Source organism: Klebsiella grimontii (assembly GCF_042137965.1).
GTDB lineage: Bacteria > Pseudomonadota > Gammaproteobacteria > Enterobacterales > Enterobacteriaceae > Klebsiella > Klebsiella grimontii.
In genome coordinates this window covers 4,118,012-4,137,165 of sequence record NZ_CP169721.1, presented here as the reverse complement: position 1 = coordinate 4,137,165, position 19,154 = coordinate 4,118,012, and the positions used below count along the sequence as shown (strand labels likewise).

Here is a 19,154-nt window from a genome sequence, read left to right as displayed (position 1 = left end):
TGACCTCCTGGTTAAAATATGGATTGAAACTGACCCATCTCAACCTGGATGGATTTTATCTGGGTGTAGCTGTGCAGCGTCTGCACGCCGTTTTCGCGGCCAATGCCGGAGTGCTTGTAGCCGCCGACCGGCATCTCCGCCGGGGACTCGCCCCACGTGTTGATCCAGCAGATCCCGGCCTCCAGCCGATGAATCAGGCGATGGGCGCGGTTTAAATCCGGCGTAACGACGCCGGCGGCGAGGCCATATTCGGTGGCGTTGGCGCGGCGGAGCGCTTCTTCCTCATCGTCGTAGCTCAGAATGGACATCACCGGGCCGAAGATCTCTTCGCGAACGATGGTCATCTGGTCATCGCAGTCGGTAAACACCGTCGGGGCGACCCACGCGCCGCGGTCGAAGCCTTCGCCTTTCAGCGCTTCGCCGCCGCACAGCAGGCGCGCGCCTTCTTGCTTACCGGTCTCGATGTAGCGCAGCACGTTATCGCGGTGCGGAAAACTCACCAGCGGCCCGAAGTTGGTGCTTTCAGCGAACAGATCGCCGGGGCGGATACGCGCCACGCGGGCGAGGATTTTCTCTTCAAACGCCGCTTTCAGGCGCGTCGGAACGAATACCCGGGTGCCGTTGGTGCAGACCTGGCCTGAACTGTAGAAGTTAGCCATCATCGCGATGTCGGCGGCGAGGTCGAGGCTGGCGTCTTCGCAGACGATCAGCGGTGATTTACCGCCCAGCTCCATGGTCACTTCCTTCAGTGAAGAAGCGGCGGCGTTAGCCATCACTTTTTTGCCGCTGGCGACGCCGCCGGTAAAGGAGATTTTGGCGATATCCGGATGCTCGGTGAGATACTGACCGGTTTCGGCACCGGTGCCCGGTAGCACATTAAATACGCCCGCCGGCAGGCCCGCTTCGCGGTAGATCTCCGCCAGCTTCAGGGCGGTGAGCGGGGTGACTTCACTCGGTTTAAAGATCATCGCGTTACCGGCCGCCAGCGCCGGGGCCGATTTCCATAAGGCGATCTGGATCGGGTAGTTCCAGGCGCCGATCCCGGCGACCACCCCCAGCGGTTCCCGGCGGGTATAAACGAATGAACTGTCGCGCAGCGGGATTTGGCTGCCTTCCAGCGCCGGGATCAGGCCCGCGTAGTACTCCAGCACATCTGCGCCGGTGACGATATCAACGGCGGCGGTTTCGCTCAGCGGTTTGCCGGTATCGAGAGTTTCCAGACGCGCCAGTTCGTCGTTGCGAGCGCGCAGAATATCGACCGCTTTACGCAGAATGCGCGAACGTTCCATGGCGCTCATCGCCGCCCAGATTTTTTGCCCTTTTTGAGCGCTCTTTACCGCCCGGTCGACGTCTTCGCGGCCGGCGGCCTGGACGGTCGCCAGCACTTCGCCGTTAGCGGGGTTAATCGTCTCGAAGGTTTTACCGCTGGTGGCGGAAACATAACCACCGTCGATGTAAAGCTGCTGTTCGGCCATTCGGGACATGGGTCCTCCATTATTGAGAAGTCGGTGGCAGATATTGGCTGATGAAGTGCTCGGCGAGCGTTTCTGCGCGGGCTTTATCCAGCGGTTTACCGCTCAGCGCCGCGCGTAGCCACAGCCCGTCGATCAGCGCGGCGAGACCGTATCCGGCCTCCTGCGCCTCTTCGCGCGGCAGGGCGCGCTGGAATTCATAGACGATATTCGACAGCAGTCGTCGGCTGCTGACCTGCTGCAGGCGATAGAGCATCGGCTGATGCATACTGCTGGCCCAAAAGGCGAGCCAGGCCTTCATCGCCGCGCTGCTTATCTGGCTGTCGTCGAAGTTGCCGGCCACGATGGCGCGCAGGCGTTCCCGCGGGCCGGCATCGGGCAGGGCGTGCAGGCGGCTCAACACCGCCTGGCGCAGCTGGCCGGTGATATCGCGCATCGTCGCTTCCAGCAGCCCGTTCTTATCCTTGAAATAGTGGCTGATGATGCCGGTCGATACGCCAGCCCGTCGGGCGATCTGCGCGACGGTGGCATCGTGCATTCCCACTTCATTGATGGCGGCCAGGGTCGCGTCAATCAGCTGCCGCTGCCGTATCGGTTGCATCCCCAGTTTGGGCATTTCTCAGACTCCATTCATCAGCTTTGTTTATCTATTAAAGCGGTTTTTGATTGGACGTTCAATATAAAATGTGTCTTAATTGTTGCCGATTTTGGTTCTAATAGTTGCAAAAACAGTAAGGAGAATGGATGACAGACCTTTCGCCGAGCAGAGAAAAGGACAAAATCAATCCGGTGGTTTTTTACACTTCCGCCGGACTGATTTTGTTGTTTTCCCTGATGACTCTCTTCTTCAGCGATTTTTCCGCGGCCTGGATTGGCCGCACCCTGAACTGGGTTTCCCGCACCTTCGGCTGGTACTATTTGCTGGCCGCGACGCTCTATATCGTGTTTGTGGTGTGCATCGCCTGCTCGCGTTTCGGTTCGGTGAAGCTCGGGCCGGAGCACTCGAAGCCGGAATTTAGCGTGCTCAGCTGGGCGGCAATGCTGTTCGCCGCCGGTATCGGCATCGACCTGATGTTCTTCTCCGTCGCCGAGCCGGTGACCCAGTATATGCAGCCGCCGGAAGGGGCGGGGCAGACCATGGAGGCGGCGCGCCAGGCGATGGTGTGGACGCTGTTTCACTACGGGCTGACCGGATGGTCGATGTATGCCCTGATGGGGATGGCGCTGGGATACTTTAGCTATCGTTATAATTTACCCCTGACCATCCGCTCCGCGCTCTATCCGATCTTCGGCAAGAAGATTAATGGGCCGATTGGCCACAGCGTGGATATCGCCGCCGTGATCGGCACCATCTTCGGTATCGCCACTACCCTCGGAATTGGCGTGGTACAGCTTAACTACGGCCTCAGCGTGCTGTTCAATATTCCGGATTCGCTGGGGGCGAAAGCGGCGCTGATCGTACTGTCGGTGATAATCGCCACCATCTCGGTGACCTCCGGGGTGGATAAAGGCATCCGTATTCTTTCCGAGCTTAACGTGGTGCTGGCCCTTGGGCTAATCCTGTTCATCCTGTTTATGGGCGATACCGAGTTCCTGCTCAACGCGCTGGTGCTTAACGTTGGCGACTACGTGAATCGTTTTATGGGCATGACCCTCAACAGCTTCGCTTTCGATCGCCCGGTAGAGTGGATGAACAACTGGACCCTGTTCTTCTGGGCGTGGTGGGTGGCGTGGTCGCCGTTTGTCGGTCTGTTCCTGGCGCGTATTTCACGTGGACGCACCATTCGTCAGTTTGTGGTGGGAACGCTGATTATCCCGTTCACCTTTACCCTGCTGTGGCTGTCGGTGTTCGGCAATAGCGCGCTGTATGAAATCATCCACGGCAATGCGGCCTTCGCCGCCGAGGCGGTCGCCCACCCGGAGCGCGGCTTCTATAACCTGCTGGCGCAGTATCCGGCGTTTACCTTTAGCGCTTCGGTCGCCACCATTACCGGCCTGCTGTTCTACGTGACCTCCGCGGATTCCGGGGCGCTGGTGCTGGGTAACTTCACTTCGAAGCTGAAGGATATCAACAGCGATGCGCCAAACTGGCTGCGCATCTTCTGGTCGGTGGTCATCGGCCTGCTGACCCTGGGGATGCTGATGACTAACGGCATTTCCGCTCTGCAGAACGCGACGGTGATTATGGGGCTGCCGTTTAGCTTTGTGATCTTCTTCGTGATGGCGGGGTTGTATAAGTCGTTGAAGGTGGAAGATTATCGCCGCGAGAGCGCCAACCGCGACACCGCCCCGCGACCGATGGGCGTGCAGGATCGCCTGAGCTGGAAGAAGCGTCTGTCGCGGCTGATGAACTATCCCGGCACGCGCTATACCCGCCAGATGATGGAGACGGTGTGCTTCCCGGCGATGGAAGAGGTGGCGCAGGAGCTGAAGCTGCGCGGCGCTTACGTCGAGCTGAAAAGCCTGCCGCCGGAAGAGGGGGACAGCCTGGGCCATCTCGACCTGCTGGTGCATATGGGCGACGAGCAGAACTTTGTTTATCAGATCTGGCCGCAGCAGTACTCCATTCCCGGTTTTACCTACCGGGCGCGCAGCGGGAAGTCGACCTACTATCGTCTGGAGACCTTCCTGCTGGAGGGGAGTCAGGGCAACGACCTGATGGACTACAGCAAAGAGCAGGTGATCACCGATATTCTTGACCAGTACGAGCGCCATCTGAACTTTATTCATCTGCATCGCGAAGCGCCGGGCAACAGCGTGACCTTCCCCGGAATGTAGGCCGTCTAAACGTTTTCTGAAAAAGGGATTGAGCTGGTTAAATATACAGTGGATTGCGCAGGGAAGCGTATGATGGCGGCGGGTGCCTGAGGCTTTCTGCGTTCAGGCTTAGGTGAGGATTCAGAAAGACGAAGCCCCAGGAGATGTTCCCATCAACCTGAGGCTCACGATCCAACCCTAGCACGTTGGATAGTAGCCTCTTCTTCGCATGGAGGCAACGAGATGCTGACAAAATACGCCCTGGTGGCAATCATCGTGCTGTGTCTGACAGCGCTGGGAGTGACGTTAATGGTGCGCGACTCGCTGTGCGAGCTGAGCATCAAAGAACGTAGTATGGAGTTTGAGGCCGTTCTCGCTTACGAAACGAAGAAGTAGCCGGTATGCGGGGAGCTATCCCCGCTTATCCGCAGGCTGGGTAAGGAACCTTAAGGCACCTTTTTTCTGCTTATGGGAGCAGGATGGACGGCGAGAGAACAACGACCGGTTAAAACAATCGCGCCGCCACCCTGCATACTGCTTCGCCGGTCGCTGACAGTATATTGACATCCATACTGGCATTCGGTCCGTTCTACCAGCAGACAAAACCACCATCGACCACCAGGTCAACGCCGGTACAGAACGACGCGGCATCGCTGGCGAGGAACAGCGCCGGGCCGGCCATCTCCTCAACCTTCGCCATACGCTGGATCGGCGTCTGGCTTTCGAATTCGCGGGTCTGATGAACCATCTCAGGGCGGGTGTTCATCGGCGTGGCGGTATAGCCGGGGCTGATGGAGTTGACCCGAATCCCTTTGCCGATCCACTCCATCGCCAGACTTTTCGACAGGTGGATAACGCCCGCCTTGGAGCAGTTGTAATGGGCCTGATCGAGGCCGCGGTTAACGATAATGCCGGACATCGAGGCGATATTAATAATCGAACCGCCGCCCGTTTCCTGCATCAGTTCGGCTTCCGCTTTACAGGAGTTCCACACGCCGGTGAGGTTAATATCGATTACCCGCTGCCACTGCTCGGTTTCCATCTCCAGCGCCGGATTGGCGTTGGCGATACCGGCGGCGTTGACGGCGATATCAAGGCGGCCAAAGCGGCTTTTTGCCAACGCCACCCCAGCGCGTAGGTCGCTAAGCTGGCGTACATCGCCGGTGTAAAAACAGGCCTCGCCGCCGATGGCTTCGATATTTTTGACGGTTTCGGCAAGGCCGCCGTCTTCGCGGAGATCGAAGCAAACGACCCGGGCGCCCGCGCTGGCGAGGCCGTAAGCAATCATTTGACCGATGCCGCTGCCCGCGCCGGTTACAAAGGCCACGCGATCCTGCAGATTAAACAGCTGTTGGGCGAAATCTTTTGCGATCATAGTTATCACTCTCTAAAAAATATTCTTTAGCATGCCCGGTGTTGGCGTTCCCGGAGGCGGCGCGTTGCGCCTGTTCGGGCTACCAGACGGTGCTGATCTGTTGTTTACCCGGATTGCGGCGTAAACGCCTTATCCGGGCTACAAAATTGTGCCGACCGGAAGCCCGGGTAAGGCATCAGCCGCAACCCGGGGAAACAGCCCAACTACGACATAATCAGGCCGCCGTCGATATTGATGGTCTGCCCGGTGAGATAGCGCGCATCGTCGGAGGCGAGAAACGCCACCAGCCCGGCAACGTCTTCCGGTTTACCGGCGCGCTTCATCGGAATGCCTTCGACCCACTCCGCCATCAGCTCGCCCTTACCGTAGCGTTTCTGCTCGGTGCTGAGGATTTCGCCCCAGACGCGGTCGTTGTAATCCCACATTTCGCTTTCGATAATGCCCGGACAGAAGGCGTTGACGGTGATATTCCACGGCGCCAGCTCGTGGGCCAGGCTCTGGGTGATGCCGATCACGCCCATTTTGCTGGCGGCATAGTGCGGGGTGTAGATAAACCCCTGGCGGCCCTGGCCGGAAGAGGTGTTGATCAGGCTGCCGTGGTTCTGTTTGACCATATATTTGGCGGCCTCGCGGCAGCACAGCCAGACGCCGGTAGTGTTAACCGCCAGCACTTTTTCAAAGTCGGCTTTCGGCATGCGATCGTAATAGTCGATGGTGATCACGCCCGCGTTCTGGATAGAGACGTCGATGGCGCCGAAACGCGCCGCCGCCTGCTCGTACAGCGACTGCACCTGCGCTTCATCGGTGACATCAACTTGTAACGACAGGATATCGGCCTGGTAGCGCTGGCGCAGGGTTTCCGCGGTTTCATGAACGCGCTCGGCGTTAGAGACCATCACCAGATTCGCGCCGTCGCGAGCAAAGCGCTCGGCAATACCGGCGCCAATTCCGCGGCAGGCTCCGGTGATAACCACCGTTTTATGTGTGAAATTTCTTTGCATATTTTTCATCCCTTATAGAGGCCGGACGGCAGAGCGTCCGGCGGGGTAATAAAGACGTGATTAACTGGTGGCGCCTGCCGCAGCCAGCTTCTCCTCATGACGACGCATCAGGATGACTTTGTTCTGCAGTTTTTGCTGGAACTGGTCGACGACGACGGCGGTGACGATAACCACGCCCTTAATGACCATCTGCCAGAAATCGCTGACCCCCATCATCACCATGCCGTCGGCGAGGAAGACGATGACGAACGCGCCGATGATTGAGCCGGTCACCCGGCCGCGACCGCCCGCCAGCGCGGTTCCGCCGAGCACGGTGGCGCCGATGGCGTCCATTTCGAACATATTGCCGGTCATCGGGTGCGCGGTTTGCAGCTGGGAGGCGACGATAAGGCCAACGAACGCCGAGCACAGGCCGGAGAAGGCGTAGACGAAGATTTTTGCCTTAACGATAGGCACGCCGGCCAGACGAGCGGCGGATTCGTTACCGCCGATGGCGTAGATATAGCGGCCCAGCGGGGTTTTGGTGGTCAGCCAGTAGCCCAGCAGCAGGAAGCCGATCATCAGCCAGATTGGCAGATAAATGCCCATCAGCGTCCCGGATCCCAGGGTGGAGAAACCGGTATTACCCAGCGCTTCCATGCCGTTAAGGTTCGGGTAGGTGCTGCCGTCGTTGAACAGCAGCGCTGAACCCCTGGCGACATACATCATGCCCAGGGTGCAGATAAAGGGCGCGACGCCGAAGCGGGTGATCACCGCGCCGTTCACAAAGCCGACCAGCACGCCGAAAAGCGCGACGCACAGAATCACTTCCGGCACGTTAAAAAAGATGACGCTGCCGTTCCACAAGGGCAGGCCGTTAGTTAATAGCGCCCCGGCCACCATGCCGCAGATGCCGGCCACGGCGCCAACGGAAAGATCGATACCGCCCGTCAGGATAACCAGCGTCATGCCGATGGCCAGCAGGCCGGTGATGGCCACGTGCTGGGTCATAATCAGCAGGTTAGATGTGGTCAGGAAATTCGGTACCATCACGCTGAAGAACGCGATAACCAGCAGCAGAGCGATGAACGTTCTGGCCTTCAGCAGGTACATATAAATCATATATTTCTGGTTCATGATGGGTTCCAGCCTGATTAATCTTGAGGTGTTGAAGCCGCGATTAACTTTTCGCGGGTTACCGCATGACGCGGTAAATCGGCGGTAATCCGGCCATCGGCCATCACCAGGATGCGATCCGCCAGCGCCATCACTTCATCCAGCTCCGATGAAGAGAACATCACCGCCAGACCCTGTTGGGCCATTTTGCCGATCAGGTGATAAACGTCAGTTTTCGCGCCGACATCGATACCGCGAGTGGGCTCGTCGAGAAACACCACCTCCGGCTTCGTCATCAACGCTTTGCCAAGCACCACTTTCTGTTGGTTGCCGCCGCTGAGCGAGGTGATGGGCAGCTCGGGGTCGCTGACCTTGATCGCCAGTTCGCGAATCATCTCTTTGACGCAGGCGATTTCTTTCTGCGGATTCAGCCACTTCCACGCCCGGCGAAAGCCCTGCAGGCTGAAATCAGAGAGGGTCATATTCGATTGAATCGACATCATCTGCACCACGCCTTCGCCCTGACGGTCTTCGGGCACCAGCGCCAGCCCTTTTTTCAGCCGCGCCTGGAACGGCGCCTTGTCGATATTTTCGCCGTTGAGATGGACGTTCCCGCCCTGGCAGGGCATCAGACCGACCAGGCCTTTAAACAGCTCCGTGCGCCCGGCGCCGAGCAGGCCATAGATGCCGATCACCTCTCCCTTACTTAAGGTAAAGGTCACATCGTTGAGCTTATAGCCGCCGCTGGAATGAAGCGCCGTCAGACCTTCAACCGCAAGTACCGCTTCGCCTTTCGGCGCCGGCCGGTAGTCGAAATGTTTTTTCTTATCGCCGACCATCTGTTCGATAATCCACGGAATACTGGCGTCGCTGACCTCGCGCTCGCTGATAAAGCGTCCGTCGCGGAAAATGGTGATGTGGTCGCCAATTTCCATCAGCTCTTCCAGACGGTGGGAAATATAGATAATGGTGACGCCGCGGCGTTTAAGTTGTTCAATGACGTTAAACAGGATTTTGACTTCCGACTGGCTGAGCGCGGAAGTGGGTTCATCCATAATTAATACCCGGGTGTCTTTTGAAAGCGCGCGCGCAATTTCCACCAGCTGCTGATGGCCGATGCCTAATTCGCCGAGCTGGGTGTAGGGATCGACATCAAGTTCCAGCCTTTCCAGTAATGATTTGGCTAACTCATATTGATATTTTTCGTTAATCTTCCCTTTTTGAAAGAATTCGTTAGCCATAAAAATATTATCCATGACGTTCATATTTGGGAATAAATTTAATTCCTGAAATATGATGCTGATTCCCTGCTTTTCAGCCTGGTGCGTCGAGCTAAGGGTCACCGGCGCGCCATCAAGAATAATTTGACCGGAGGAGGGTGTTTCAACGCCAGCAAGCATTTTCATCATGGTGGATTTACCCGCACCATTTTCACCGATCAGAACGTTTACTTTATTTCGATAGACCCGGTAATTCACGTTATCTAAGGCGACAACCCCCGGATAAACGCGAGATAATTCGCGGGTTTCGATAATAACTTCAGAGTCGACTGGTTGGGAATTGACGAGTTCTTGCCGCTGCATGTTATTGTCCTCCCAAACGAACAATTTTTGCTGGCGTAATATCAGGAATGTTCTGTGGAATATCCCAGGCCGAGAATACGCCGTACACCTGGACTGCTTCACCGGTTTTCACCTGCGCCGTCTGGATCATTTTTACCGCGTGCTCGTTAATCTTCCGGCTATATTCGCCAAACAGCACCTGATCGTTAAAATCCTGATAGCTGGCGCCCTGATAGCCGTCGCGTAATAATGTGCCGCGCAGCGTCGGGCCAATTTGCACCACCACGTTGCCGCCGCGGGTATCCTCAATCGTCATTTTTCCGCTGCGCGAGGCGGAATCAATTTTGCTGATATTGCCTTCGACTTTGACGTAAAACACGCACGGGTTTTCGTCCTGAGCGCGATAGCCTAACGCTTTGCAGGCGCTATCAATATCTTTCGCCGCGCGCAGGGCGGTCATCAGCTCGGCGACGGGGCGAGCTTTAGCCACAACCTGGGGAACCAGCTGGTCTTGCCATGTCCGATCGATATCCGCCATATGCGGATTGGGCGGAGATTTAAGATCGGCCAGTTCCTGCTGAGAGACGATACGACAGCCTCCGAGCGCGAGAACGACCAGCATCAGCGAGATTTTTTTATACATAATACGCTCCTGTGCGCCCCGCAAGGGGCGCAACAACCCGAAATCAGGATTTGATATTGAAGTCCTGCACTTTGTCTGCATTGTCCTGAGTAATCAGAATGCCGCGGAACATCACGCGCTGCTTGGCCGGTTTTTCGCCTTTTTGCAGGTAGTTATCGAGGTCGGTCACCCCTTGAGCGGCGATGGCCTGCGCCTGAAGCATCACGGTGGCCTGCAGGGTGCCGGCTTTGACCGCGTCGCGTTCATCGTTGCTGCCATCGATACCGACCACCACCACGTCGTTGCGATTCGCCGCTTTCAGTGCGGCAATGGCGCCGAGGGCGACGGGACCGTTGCCGCAAATCACGCCTTTAACGTCGGGATGCGCCTGCAGAATACTGTCCATAATGCGTTTGCCGTCGATTAAGGTGCCTTTCGCGTCCTGTTTAGCGACGCTGACCATATCCGGGTACTGGTCAATCACCTGGTGGAATGATTTAGAGCGGGTCACGCAGTTATTATCCGCAAGGTTACAGGTCAGCTCGGCGTATTTTCCTTTCTCGGCCATTTTCTCGACAAATACGTTGGCGACTTCAGAACCGGCCTGGAAGTTATTATGGGTAATTTGCTCCAGCGCAATATCATCGACAGGAATTTCGCGGTTGATTAAAACCACCGGAATACCCGCTTTCTTCGCTTTTTCAATGGCGGCGACGCTGGCGGTGGAGTCGGCGTTATCCAGAATAATGCCCTGAACTTTTTTACCGATGGCGGTATCGATCAGCTCATTCTGTTTTTTGACATCTTCGCCATGCGACAAAATGGTGGTTTGATATCCCAGCTCTTTGGCTTTCTCGCTGGCGCCCTTGGCTTCAGAGGCGTAATAGGGGTTATCCAGCGAGTTTACCATGATCATGATGGTGCCTTTTTCTGCCGCCTGGGCAGCGAAAGAAAAGGCGGTCAGGGTAGCAGCGGTTAAAAGCGTTAAACGTAATTTCATGACAATTTTCTCTCTTGGTTGTTATTGTCGGGTACGGTGAAACAACGTAAGGCCTGTAAATCAAATTTATGGGCCGGGGGTCTCCTTTTGTTGATGAGTAAGGTGCGTCACGCGTTCGATTCCCTGGTGGGCGTCAGGCGGACGTTGCCGGTTTCCATAATGTTCTGTTCACCGCATGGCGCCACTCCTGCCATCTTTTCTGCAGGCGCTGGTGGCGGGCCATATCGGGGATAAATTCGCTGTGTTCAGTTAAAAACGCTTTCAGGTCGGTCACCGATCCGGGATTCAGGGCTTTGCGCGCGAGCAGGGCCGCGCCAATCGCCGACAGCTCGGCAACGTCGCTGCGCATCACCGGACAGCCGAGCAGGTCAGCCTGATACTGCATTAACCAGTCATTTTTGGTTGGGCCGCCGTCGACCATCAGCGCCGTCAAGTGGAAGTCGTCCTGCTGGCGCATCGCCACCACGACATCGGCGATTTGATAGGTAATGGATTCCAGCGCGGCGCGAATCAGATGGGCGCGCTTGACGCCGCGGCTCAGGCCGCAAATCACGCCGCGGGCGCTGTCATCCCACCACGGGGCGCCCAGGCCGGTTAACGCCGGCACAAAATAGACGCCCAGCGTGGAGTCCACGGAGGCGGGCAGGGTGTTGAGTTCATGCGCCAGTTCGGCATCGGAAAGTTCGCTCAAGCCGGTGCTGTCCGCCATCCACGCTACGGCATCGCCGGTATGCGGAATATTACCTTCGAGTCCGTAAGTGATGCTGTCGCCGTCGTGCCAGGCGATGGTGGTGGCCAGCGCGTCGATATCGCACTGTGCGGATTTTACCGGCGCCATCACCGATGACCCCGTACCGTAGGTGGCCTTAACGCAGCCGAGTTCGCCCAGCGCGTGACCAAACAGCGCGGCGTGGGAATCTCCGACCATCGCCATCACCGGAATACCGTCAGGGATAGCGTTCAACCCCCGGGTATAGCCAAACAATCCGCTGGAGGGTTTAATCTCCGGCAGCGCGGCGCGCGGGATCTGGAACAGCGCCAGCATGTCGTCGTCCCACTGGCCGGTTTGCAGGTTCAGCAGCTGGGTACGCGCGGCATTGGAGTAATCGCAGGAGAACGCATCGCCCTGGGTTAAGTTCCACAGCAGCCAGCTGTCGATAGTGCCGAGGCAGATTTCTCCGCGCTCAGCCAGCGCGCGCCCCTCAGGAAGGGATTCCAGCAGCCAGCGCATTTTCGAGGCCGAAAACAGAGGCGCGATCGGCAGGCCGGTCACGGCCTTGATTTGCTGCTCTTTATCGCTGTGGCGCAGTTCATCGCAAAACGCGGCGCTGCGGCTGCACTGCCAGGTGATCGCGGCGTTGATTGGCTTACCGCTCTGGCGATACCAGCCGATCGCGGTCTCGCGCTGGTTGCTAATGGCTAATGCCGCGACGTTTTCTGCGCCAACGTGCGCTACCGCTTTCGCGATAACCTCCAGCGAAGCGTCAACCAGGACTTCTCCCGACTGCTCGACCCAGCCTTCACGCGGCGTTTGGATCGCCAGCGGCTGAGAGAATTTCACCACGACCTGGCCGCGGCTATCGAGTACGACGGCTTTGGCATTGGTGGTGCCTTCATCCAGCGCAATGATGAACTCTTTACGTGTTGCCTGCATTAGGTAGTCTCCTGAGTCACACTTCGTCCTGGCGCGGAGGGGGAAGGTAGGCACTCCTCTTGATCGCATTGCTTCTTAGCAGGCCATGATGTGACAATTCGTTTTCACTTTTTTAATCACTGAATATATATTCGATAGTGATTATTTATTTGATACCTTAGCCAGAAACTTCCCGTCGGGCTACTGGAAAAGTTATCAATTGTGCTGGCAATCACACTTATCCGATCGGCGAAGCGTTCAGGTACGGATGGGGAATGAGGTGATTTTAAGGTTTTATGTTATTGAAATATAATGTTTTATTTGCGTTACCTTTACGCTTCGGAGAAAGCGTAAAGGTTGTGGGAAAGCGTTTGAGTGAGGAAATTAACCGGCAATCAGCAGTCTGGCCGTTGGGTAATCGGTGATCAGAACATCGATATAACCGCCCGAAAGCGCGCCTTTGATAGCCGCGACCTTCTCGCTGCCACCGGCAAGGGCCACCACATTAGGACACTTTTTCACCTTCTCCAGCGCCATGCCGATCACAGGATCTTCATCATCGCGTAACACCGCTCTGCCGTTTTTATCGTAGTAGTGCAGGCAGATGTCGCCCACGGCGCCGCGTTCCGCCAGCACCTGGAGCATATCTTCGTGATAGTAGTTACCGGAAGTTTTGAGCAGCTGCGAAGGCTCAAGGATGCCAATGCCGACGATGGCGATATCGACTTCATCGAAGCGGGCAATGACGTCGGCGACATCTTTGCTGGCCACGAGGCGATTTTTCTCCTCAGTGGAGCCTTCAATGCTCTGGGAAGGCAGTAGCCAGGCTTCGCAGTTCAGATGCTGCGCCAGAGTCTGGGTGAGGATAGTCGCCTGCACGTTACCATTTGGGCCCACGCCGCCGAGCAGTTGAATCACGCCGTTGGCCTTCAGGTTTTGCGCGTGGACCTCATCAACCATTGCGCGGATAGTCGAACTCCACGAAGAGACGCCAATCAGATCTTTTGGTCTTAATCGCGTTTCGAGATAGTGGGCGGCGGCGGAACCGATGGCGCGCTTGATGGTGTGATCGCTGGCGTCTTCTTCGGTATCCACGACGATGGCTTGCTTAATTCCGTAGCGATCCTCGAGGCCCTTTTCAAGATTGAGGAAAATATTCGATGGCTGAACAACGCTGATTTTGACCACGCCCTCTTTTTGGCAGCGGGCGATCGCTCGGGAGATAAATGACTGAGAAAGGGAGAGAATTTGAGCAATATCGGACTGCTTTCGTCCTTCGAGATAGTAGAGCGTGGCAATCTTAACTAATAGCCGTTGTTCATCCTGCTTAGCCATATATTTCCCCGAAAATCATTTACGTGCAGCCATTATCTTAGAGCTCATTATCATACGCGAAAAGAAAAGACAGTTAAGTGTGATGGATATCTAACTTTCGCCAATCCTCAAAATCAGCTATGGACAAAAACAGAACAGTAGCCGCATAATTGAATAAAGAGTCGATATTGAATATATATTCATAGCGATTTCAGGTCAACTGAAAAGTGCCCGGGTGACGTCACGCCCGGTGGTAAGGAGGCAGAATGTTCCTGAGTATGATGCAGCGGCGTAAGCCTTACGATGCGTTGCCTGGGGATGTCTGGTTTTTTTAGTCCCTGACGGAATAAATATTCCAAGTTGAAAATAAATTCAGAGGTATTAAATGAATCCCTATAGCTATGATGTCCAGGCACTCGAGCGCAAAGCCCGCGCCGTACGTCGCCATATCGTCAGATTGAACGCCAACAGCCCTGCGGGTGGGCACACCGGCGCCGACCTGTCGCAGGTTGAACTGCTCACCGCGCTCTATTTCCGCATTCTGAACGTCGCGCCGGAGCGCCTTGCTGATGACCAGCGCGATATCTACATCCAGTCGAAAGGCCATGCGGTGGGCTGCTACTACTGCGTGCTGGCCGAGGCGGGCTTCTTCCCGGTTGACTGGCTGGACACCTATCAGCATGCCAATTCCCATCTTCCCGGTCACCCGGTTCGTCAGAAAACGCCGGGCATTGAGCTCAACACCGGCGCGCTGGGCCACGGTTTGCCTGTTGCGGTGGGGCTGGCGCTGGCGGCAAAAAAAAGCAACAGCACCCGCCGCATCTTTTTAATTACCGGCGATGGCGAACTGGCGGAGGGCAGTAACTGGGAAGCGGCGCTGGCCGCGGCGCATTACGGCCTTGATAACCTGATCATTATTAATGACAAGAACAATCTCCAGCTGGCGGGCCCGACGCGCGAAATTATGAATACCGATCCGCTGGCCGACAAATGGAAGGCCTTCGGGATGACGGTCACCGAATGTCAGGGCAACGACATGGCCTCGGTTGTCGCGACCCTGGAAGGGCTGAAGCAGGAAGGTAAACCGAACGTCGTTATCGCCAACACCACCAAAGGCGCCGGTATTTCCTTTATTCAGGGGCGCCCGGAGTGGCACCACCGGGTACCGAAAGGCGAAGAGATTGCACTGGCACTGGAGGAACTGAAAGATGAGTAATGCAGAACACCTGGCGAGCGTGATGGTTCAGGCCTTTATTGATGCGGTTGACCGCGGCGTCGATCTGGTGCCGGTCGTCGCTGACTCCACCTCAACGGCCAAAATCGCGCCGTTTATTAAACAGTTCCCCGGGCGTCTGGTGAACGTGGGCATCGCCGAGCAGAGCATGGTCGGGACGGCGGCGGGCCTGGCGCTGGGGGGGAAAGTGGCGGTTACCTGTAACGCCGCGCCGTTCCTGATTTCCCGCGCTAATGAGCAGATTAAAGTCGACGTTTGCTACAACAACACCAACGTTAAGCTATTTGGCCTCAACGCCGGCGCCAGCTACGGCCCGCTGGCCAGCACCCATCACGCGATTGATGACCTGGCGGTGATGCGCGGTTTCGGCAATATCCAGATTTTCGCCCCGTCTTCGCCGCGCGAATGTCGACAGATTATCGATTACGCCATCGGCTATCAGGGGCCGGTCTATATTCGTCTTGACGGTAAGGCGCTGCCGGAGCTGCACGATGAAAGCTATCGCTTTGTGCCGGGAGCGGTCGTCACGCTGCGGGAAGGCGAAGATATCGCGCTGGTCGCCACCGGATCGACGGTGCACGAAATCGTCGATGCCGCGCAGAGGCTGGCCGACGCGGGAATTCAGGCCAAAGTGGTGAGCGTGCCGTCCATCCGTCCTTGCGATACCGCCGCGCTGCTGGCGGCCCTGAAGCCGTGCAAGGCGGTGATAACGGTGGAGGAGCATAACGTCAACGGCGGTCTTGGGAGCCTGGTGGCGGAAGTGCTGGCTGAAGCCGGCGCGGGAATCCCGCTCAAACGTCTGGGGATCCCGGATGGCGAGTATGCGGCGGCGGCAGATCGCGGCTGGCTGCGTAAACACCACGGTTTCGATGCCGCTTCCGTCGCCGAACTGGCGCAGAAAATGCGCTGATTTTACGGCGCCTTAAACCGATAACCCGTGCGGCTACCGCGCGGGTTATGTTTTTACGGCGCGCAGATCGTGATGACGTATTCACCGGCCTTAATCCATTGCAGCCGATACTCCCCGGCGGAGAGCCGAAGCCGCAGATTTTCTTCCTTTATATACGTCACTTCAAAATCGCTGAAACCCATCCTGGCCTGGATAGCCGAATGGCTGGCCTTAAACGCGCTCTCTTTCGCCGAAAACGCCAGCGTCAGCGCCAGTTCAGGCGGCAGGCCGCTGGCGTCCAGCCGTTTTTTTTCCGCGCTATTGATGATGCTGCTTTCCAGCTCCGCCGCCAGCGAAGGCGCCATGACTCGTTCGATATCAACGCCGACCGGCCGGGCGGAGACCACCGCCAGCGCGCTGCGTTCGCTGTGGCTAATGCTGCCGTACCACGGGGCCGGCCACAGGGGCTGGCGTTGGTCGCCAATGGCAGGGACGCCTTTTTCGCCCACTTCCCGCAGCGCGTAAACCGCGGCGATACGCCCGGCGAGATGCTCGGACTGCCGCTTGCGGACGCAGCCGCTTAACCGGGCATGATGCGGGAGCCAGAGGAGGTCTTCAGGCTGGAAGGTCAACGGGTCGAAATCCACCCGCTGCAGCGAGTGACCGGCAAGTTGAATGATCGAGTGTTGGATGTGCATCAGGCGATGTTAACAGATTCTCCCGTCCGCCCTCCAGGAGAAGAGGGCGGAGGGAACGGCCAGACAATCAGAAGTGGGTATTGACGCCCAGATACCAGGTGCGGCCTGATTCGTTATAGGTATTGGCGCCAGCGCCAGCCATATACGAAACATCGGTCAGGCTACCGGTGGTTTGCGCATTACCCGCGCGCCAGTGGCGCTTGTCGAAGACGTTATCCACGCCGCCGGTCAGGCTGACGTTTTTGGTCACATCCCAGGTGGCGCTCAGGCCAACGATGCTGTACGGGCTGACTTCGTCCGTTTCAGAACCCACCGCCGGTTGACCTTTGTAGTTATATTTCTTCGGCTGCTGCTTGCCGTACCAGGTGAAGGTCGACTGTACGGAAATATCCTCCTGAATCTGCCAGCTCAGGGTGGAGTTCAGGGTGTATTCCGGAATAATCGACAGACGATCGCCGGTCTCTTTGTTTTTACTTTGCAGCATATAGGTGATGTTATTGGTCCAGTTCACCGTTTCGCTGACCGGCACGTTCAGGGTGCCTTCCAGACCTTCAACCACCGCTTTCGGCACGTTTTCCCACTGATAGATATCGGTTTTGACGTTACCTTTCGCGGTGTGCGAAATCGGCGCGTAGCCCGCTTCGATTTTATCGCGGTAGTCGTTGCGGAACCAGGTCACCCCCGCCAGCCAGCCATCGCGCTTAAACTCAAGGCCAATCTCTTTGTTGATGCTGGTTTCGGCTTTCAGGTCATCGTTACCCATCATGTAACAACCGGTGCCGGTGCCGCTGGCGTAGCAGCCCTGGCCTTTACTATAGAGAATATAGTTCGGGTTGGTTTGGTACAGGCTCGGCGCTTTGTAGGCGCGGGCGATGCCCATTTTTAACGTGAAGTCATCCCATAGACCCTGAGACAGGTTGAGCGACGGGCTCCAGTTGTTGCCGACGATCGTGTGATGATCGAAACGCAGCGCCGGCGTCAGCATGGTGGTGTCGGTCAGCTCCACGTTGTCTTCGGCAAACAGGGAGAAGATCTCGGCCTTCGAGTACGGGCTACGGCCAGTGCTGTCATAGCCATCGATATCGCCGCCCATAAAGGTCTGGGTATTTGACGCCAGATCCTTCATCCGCTGCTGATTCCACTCGGTGCCCAGCGTCAGGTTCTGGTTGAACACCAGATCCAGAGGAATGTTGACTTCGCTGTGCAGCATCACGTCGGCGAGGTCGATATCGCTGAACTGGTTGCTGTTGAAAATACCTTCCGTGCCGCCCGCCAGACCTTCGCCTTTACGCGAGTTACGGGTACGTTCGTACTGCGCCCAGTTGCTGGTGGTCACGCCGTTATCCCAGCCGCCGTTCCAGGTGACGGAGTAAGTCTGGCGATAGAGGCGGTTCGTCTCTTTACCATAGTTCTCTTTCACCAGATCGTTAGTATTGGTGTTCTGCGTATCGCCCGCGTAGAGGTTGCCCTGACGGCTGTAGCCGGATTCAAACTCCAGCGACTGCATCGGCGCGAAATCCCAGCGCACGACGCCGTTAATGTTCTTATTTTTCACCCCTTCGCGCCCGGCAGGCATGGTATTGGCATAGGCGCCGGTACGCTCGGACTGATGTCCGTCGTTGATATCCCAGGCATCGGCCTGGGTTTTGTCGAGGTTGCCCAGCAGGCGAAAGCTGAAATCGCCGCCCAGCGGGCCGCTGAGGCTAAAGTTGGTGCGTTTAGTCGAGCCTTCGTCTTTATGCTCCGGGGCGTTCATGTAGGTATTCCATGAACCGTGCCATTCGCCGTCGCTCTTCTTGGTGATGATATTGACCACGCCGCCCGCCGCGCCGTTGCCGTAGCGCGCGGCCGCCGGGCCGCGAATGACTTCAATACGTTCGATCAGCTCCGGCGGTACCCATGAGGTATCGCCGCGGGTATCGCGCTCGCCGCGCCAGCCCAGACGTACGGAGTTGCGGCTGGTCACGGGCTTGCCGTCAATCAGGATCAGGGTGTTTTCCGGGCCCATGCCGCGAATATCAATCTGGCGATTGTTGCCGCGCTGGCCGCTGGTGGAGTTGCCGGTCAGGTTAACGCCGGGCATGGTACGAATAATTTCCGACACGTCGCGCGCGGGCGGGCGTTTACGAATTTCATCCGCGGTAATGGTTGAAACGCCGGGGGCCTGCAGGTTCTGCTCGGCGGCGGTGACGACCATGGTTTCATCAGCGGATGCGGCTTTGCTATCGGAGACCGTTTCCGCCGCGCTCAGCGGAAAGGTAGCCCCGTAGATTCCCAGATTGACCAGCAAGGCCAGGGATTTGATCCTGTTATTCATTGTAATTCCTGCTTTTCGTCGCCGCCTTCCCCAAAGGCCCTTCCCGTCGGGAGGGGAGGCGGAATCAATAGTGCCGGTAGAGGGCAAAGGCATTCCGTCGCTGGCTAAATGAGCCCTCTCTGACATGTTTATTTTTGAAAGACGCGCTTCCCACAGCGCGCTAATACGCTATTGCAAATGAAAAT

The 19,154-nt window shown here is 57.1% G+C and carries 16 protein-coding genes; 4 read left to right on the top strand and 12 right to left on the bottom strand.

All coding sequences use genetic code 11. The features are described 5' to 3' along the window. Positions 1 to 11: 11 nt before the first annotated feature. Complete coding sequence (betB, locus tag ACE3MN_RS19475; protein WP_004132232.1) at positions 12 to 1,484, bottom strand: betaine-aldehyde dehydrogenase; 1,473 nt, start codon at positions 1,482 to 1,484, stop codon at positions 12 to 14. A 10-nt stretch (positions 1,485 to 1,494) separates the two neighbouring features. After that, complete coding sequence (gene betI, locus ACE3MN_RS19470) at positions 1,495 to 2,088, bottom strand: transcriptional regulator BetI (protein ID WP_004132233.1); 594 nt, start codon at positions 2,086 to 2,088, stop codon at positions 1,495 to 1,497. Between the two features lie 128 nt (positions 2,089 to 2,216). Here betI and ACE3MN_RS19465 point away from each other — a divergent pair, with 128 nt between their 5' ends. Together ACE3MN_RS19465 and ACE3MN_RS19460 are read left to right on the top strand one after the other, a co-directional pair. Continuing rightward, positions 2,217 to 4,250: a choline transporter gene (locus tag ACE3MN_RS19465; protein ID WP_049131322.1), complete on the top strand. Its 2,034-nt coding sequence runs from the start codon at positions 2,217 to 2,219 to the stop codon at positions 4,248 to 4,250. A 222-nt stretch (positions 4,251 to 4,472) separates the two neighbouring features. Next, complete coding sequence (locus ACE3MN_RS19460) at positions 4,473 to 4,625, top strand: Hok/Gef family protein (RefSeq protein ID WP_049089648.1); 153 nt, start codon at positions 4,473 to 4,475, stop codon at positions 4,623 to 4,625. 193 nt (positions 4,626 to 4,818) lie between these two features. On the opposite strand, the gene ACE3MN_RS19455 is transcribed toward ACE3MN_RS19460, so the two are convergent. From ACE3MN_RS19455 to ACE3MN_RS19420, 8 genes are all read right to left on the bottom strand, one after another. Further along, complete coding sequence (locus tag ACE3MN_RS19455) at positions 4,819 to 5,604, bottom strand: SDR family oxidoreductase (RefSeq protein ID WP_004130297.1); 786 nt, start codon at positions 5,602 to 5,604, stop codon at positions 4,819 to 4,821. 203 nt (positions 5,605 to 5,807) lie between these two features. Then, a complete protein-coding gene (locus ACE3MN_RS19450) occupies positions 5,808 to 6,605 on the bottom strand; it encodes an SDR family oxidoreductase (protein ID WP_004132240.1) in 798 nt (265 codons plus the stop codon). A 60-nt stretch (positions 6,606 to 6,665) separates the two neighbouring features. Continuing rightward, entirely contained in the window at positions 6,666 to 7,721 is a 1,056-nt protein-coding gene (locus ACE3MN_RS19445) for an ABC transporter permease (protein ID WP_004100048.1), read from the bottom strand. Positions 7,722 to 7,738: 17 nt separating this feature from the next. Continuing rightward, positions 7,739 to 9,283 carry a sugar ABC transporter ATP-binding protein gene (locus ACE3MN_RS19440; RefSeq protein ID WP_004135476.1) on the bottom strand — a complete coding sequence of 515 codons (1,545 nt, stop codon included), beginning with the start codon at positions 9,281 to 9,283 and terminating at the stop codon, positions 7,739 to 7,741. 1 nt (position 9,284) lies between these two features. Beyond that, positions 9,285 to 9,905: a DUF2291 family protein gene (locus tag ACE3MN_RS19435; protein ID WP_004135472.1), complete on the bottom strand. Its 621-nt coding sequence runs from the start codon at positions 9,903 to 9,905 to the stop codon at positions 9,285 to 9,287. A 43-nt stretch (positions 9,906 to 9,948) separates the two neighbouring features. Then, positions 9,949 to 10,884 (bottom strand): D-ribose ABC transporter substrate-binding protein, encoded by a 936-nt coding sequence (locus tag ACE3MN_RS19430; protein ID WP_004130307.1) that lies wholly within the window; start codon positions 10,882 to 10,884, stop codon positions 9,949 to 9,951. 133 nt (positions 10,885 to 11,017) lie between these two features. Beyond that, the gene (locus tag ACE3MN_RS19425) at positions 11,018 to 12,538 is read right to left on the bottom strand and encodes an FGGY family carbohydrate kinase (RefSeq protein ID WP_004135470.1); all 1,521 of its coding nucleotides are present in this window, start codon (positions 12,536 to 12,538) and stop codon (positions 11,018 to 11,020) included. A 363-nt stretch (positions 12,539 to 12,901) separates the two neighbouring features. Then, on the bottom strand, positions 12,902 to 13,852 hold the full coding sequence (locus tag ACE3MN_RS19420) for a sugar-binding transcriptional regulator (protein ID WP_024358850.1): 951 nt from the start codon (positions 13,850 to 13,852) through the stop codon (positions 12,902 to 12,904). 364 nt (positions 13,853 to 14,216) lie between these two features. Between ACE3MN_RS19420 and ACE3MN_RS19415 the strand changes: the two genes are divergently transcribed. Both ACE3MN_RS19415 and ACE3MN_RS19410 read left to right on the top strand, forming a co-directional pair. Next, the gene (locus ACE3MN_RS19415; protein ID WP_024358849.1) at positions 14,217 to 15,047 is read left to right on the top strand and encodes a transketolase; all 831 of its coding nucleotides are present in this window, start codon (positions 14,217 to 14,219) and stop codon (positions 15,045 to 15,047) included. After that, on the top strand, positions 15,040 to 15,975 hold the full coding sequence (locus tag ACE3MN_RS19410) for a transketolase family protein (protein WP_014228346.1): 936 nt from the start codon (positions 15,040 to 15,042) through the stop codon (positions 15,973 to 15,975). The genes ACE3MN_RS19415 and ACE3MN_RS19410 overlap by 8 nt, the downstream gene beginning before the upstream one ends. Before the next feature lie 53 nt (positions 15,976 to 16,028). Here the strand turns inward: ACE3MN_RS19410 and entD are convergent, their stop codons facing one another. Continuing rightward, positions 16,029 to 16,652 carry an enterobactin synthase subunit EntD gene (gene entD, locus ACE3MN_RS19405; protein WP_004135455.1) on the bottom strand — a complete coding sequence of 208 codons (624 nt, stop codon included), beginning with the start codon at positions 16,650 to 16,652 and terminating at the stop codon, positions 16,029 to 16,031. A gap of 67 nt (positions 16,653 to 16,719) precedes the next feature. Beyond that, positions 16,720 to 18,969, bottom strand: a complete 2,250-nt coding sequence (locus ACE3MN_RS19400; RefSeq protein WP_154913173.1) for a TonB-dependent siderophore receptor — start codon at positions 18,967 to 18,969, stop codon at positions 16,720 to 16,722. Positions 18,970 to 19,154 lie beyond the last annotated feature (185 nt).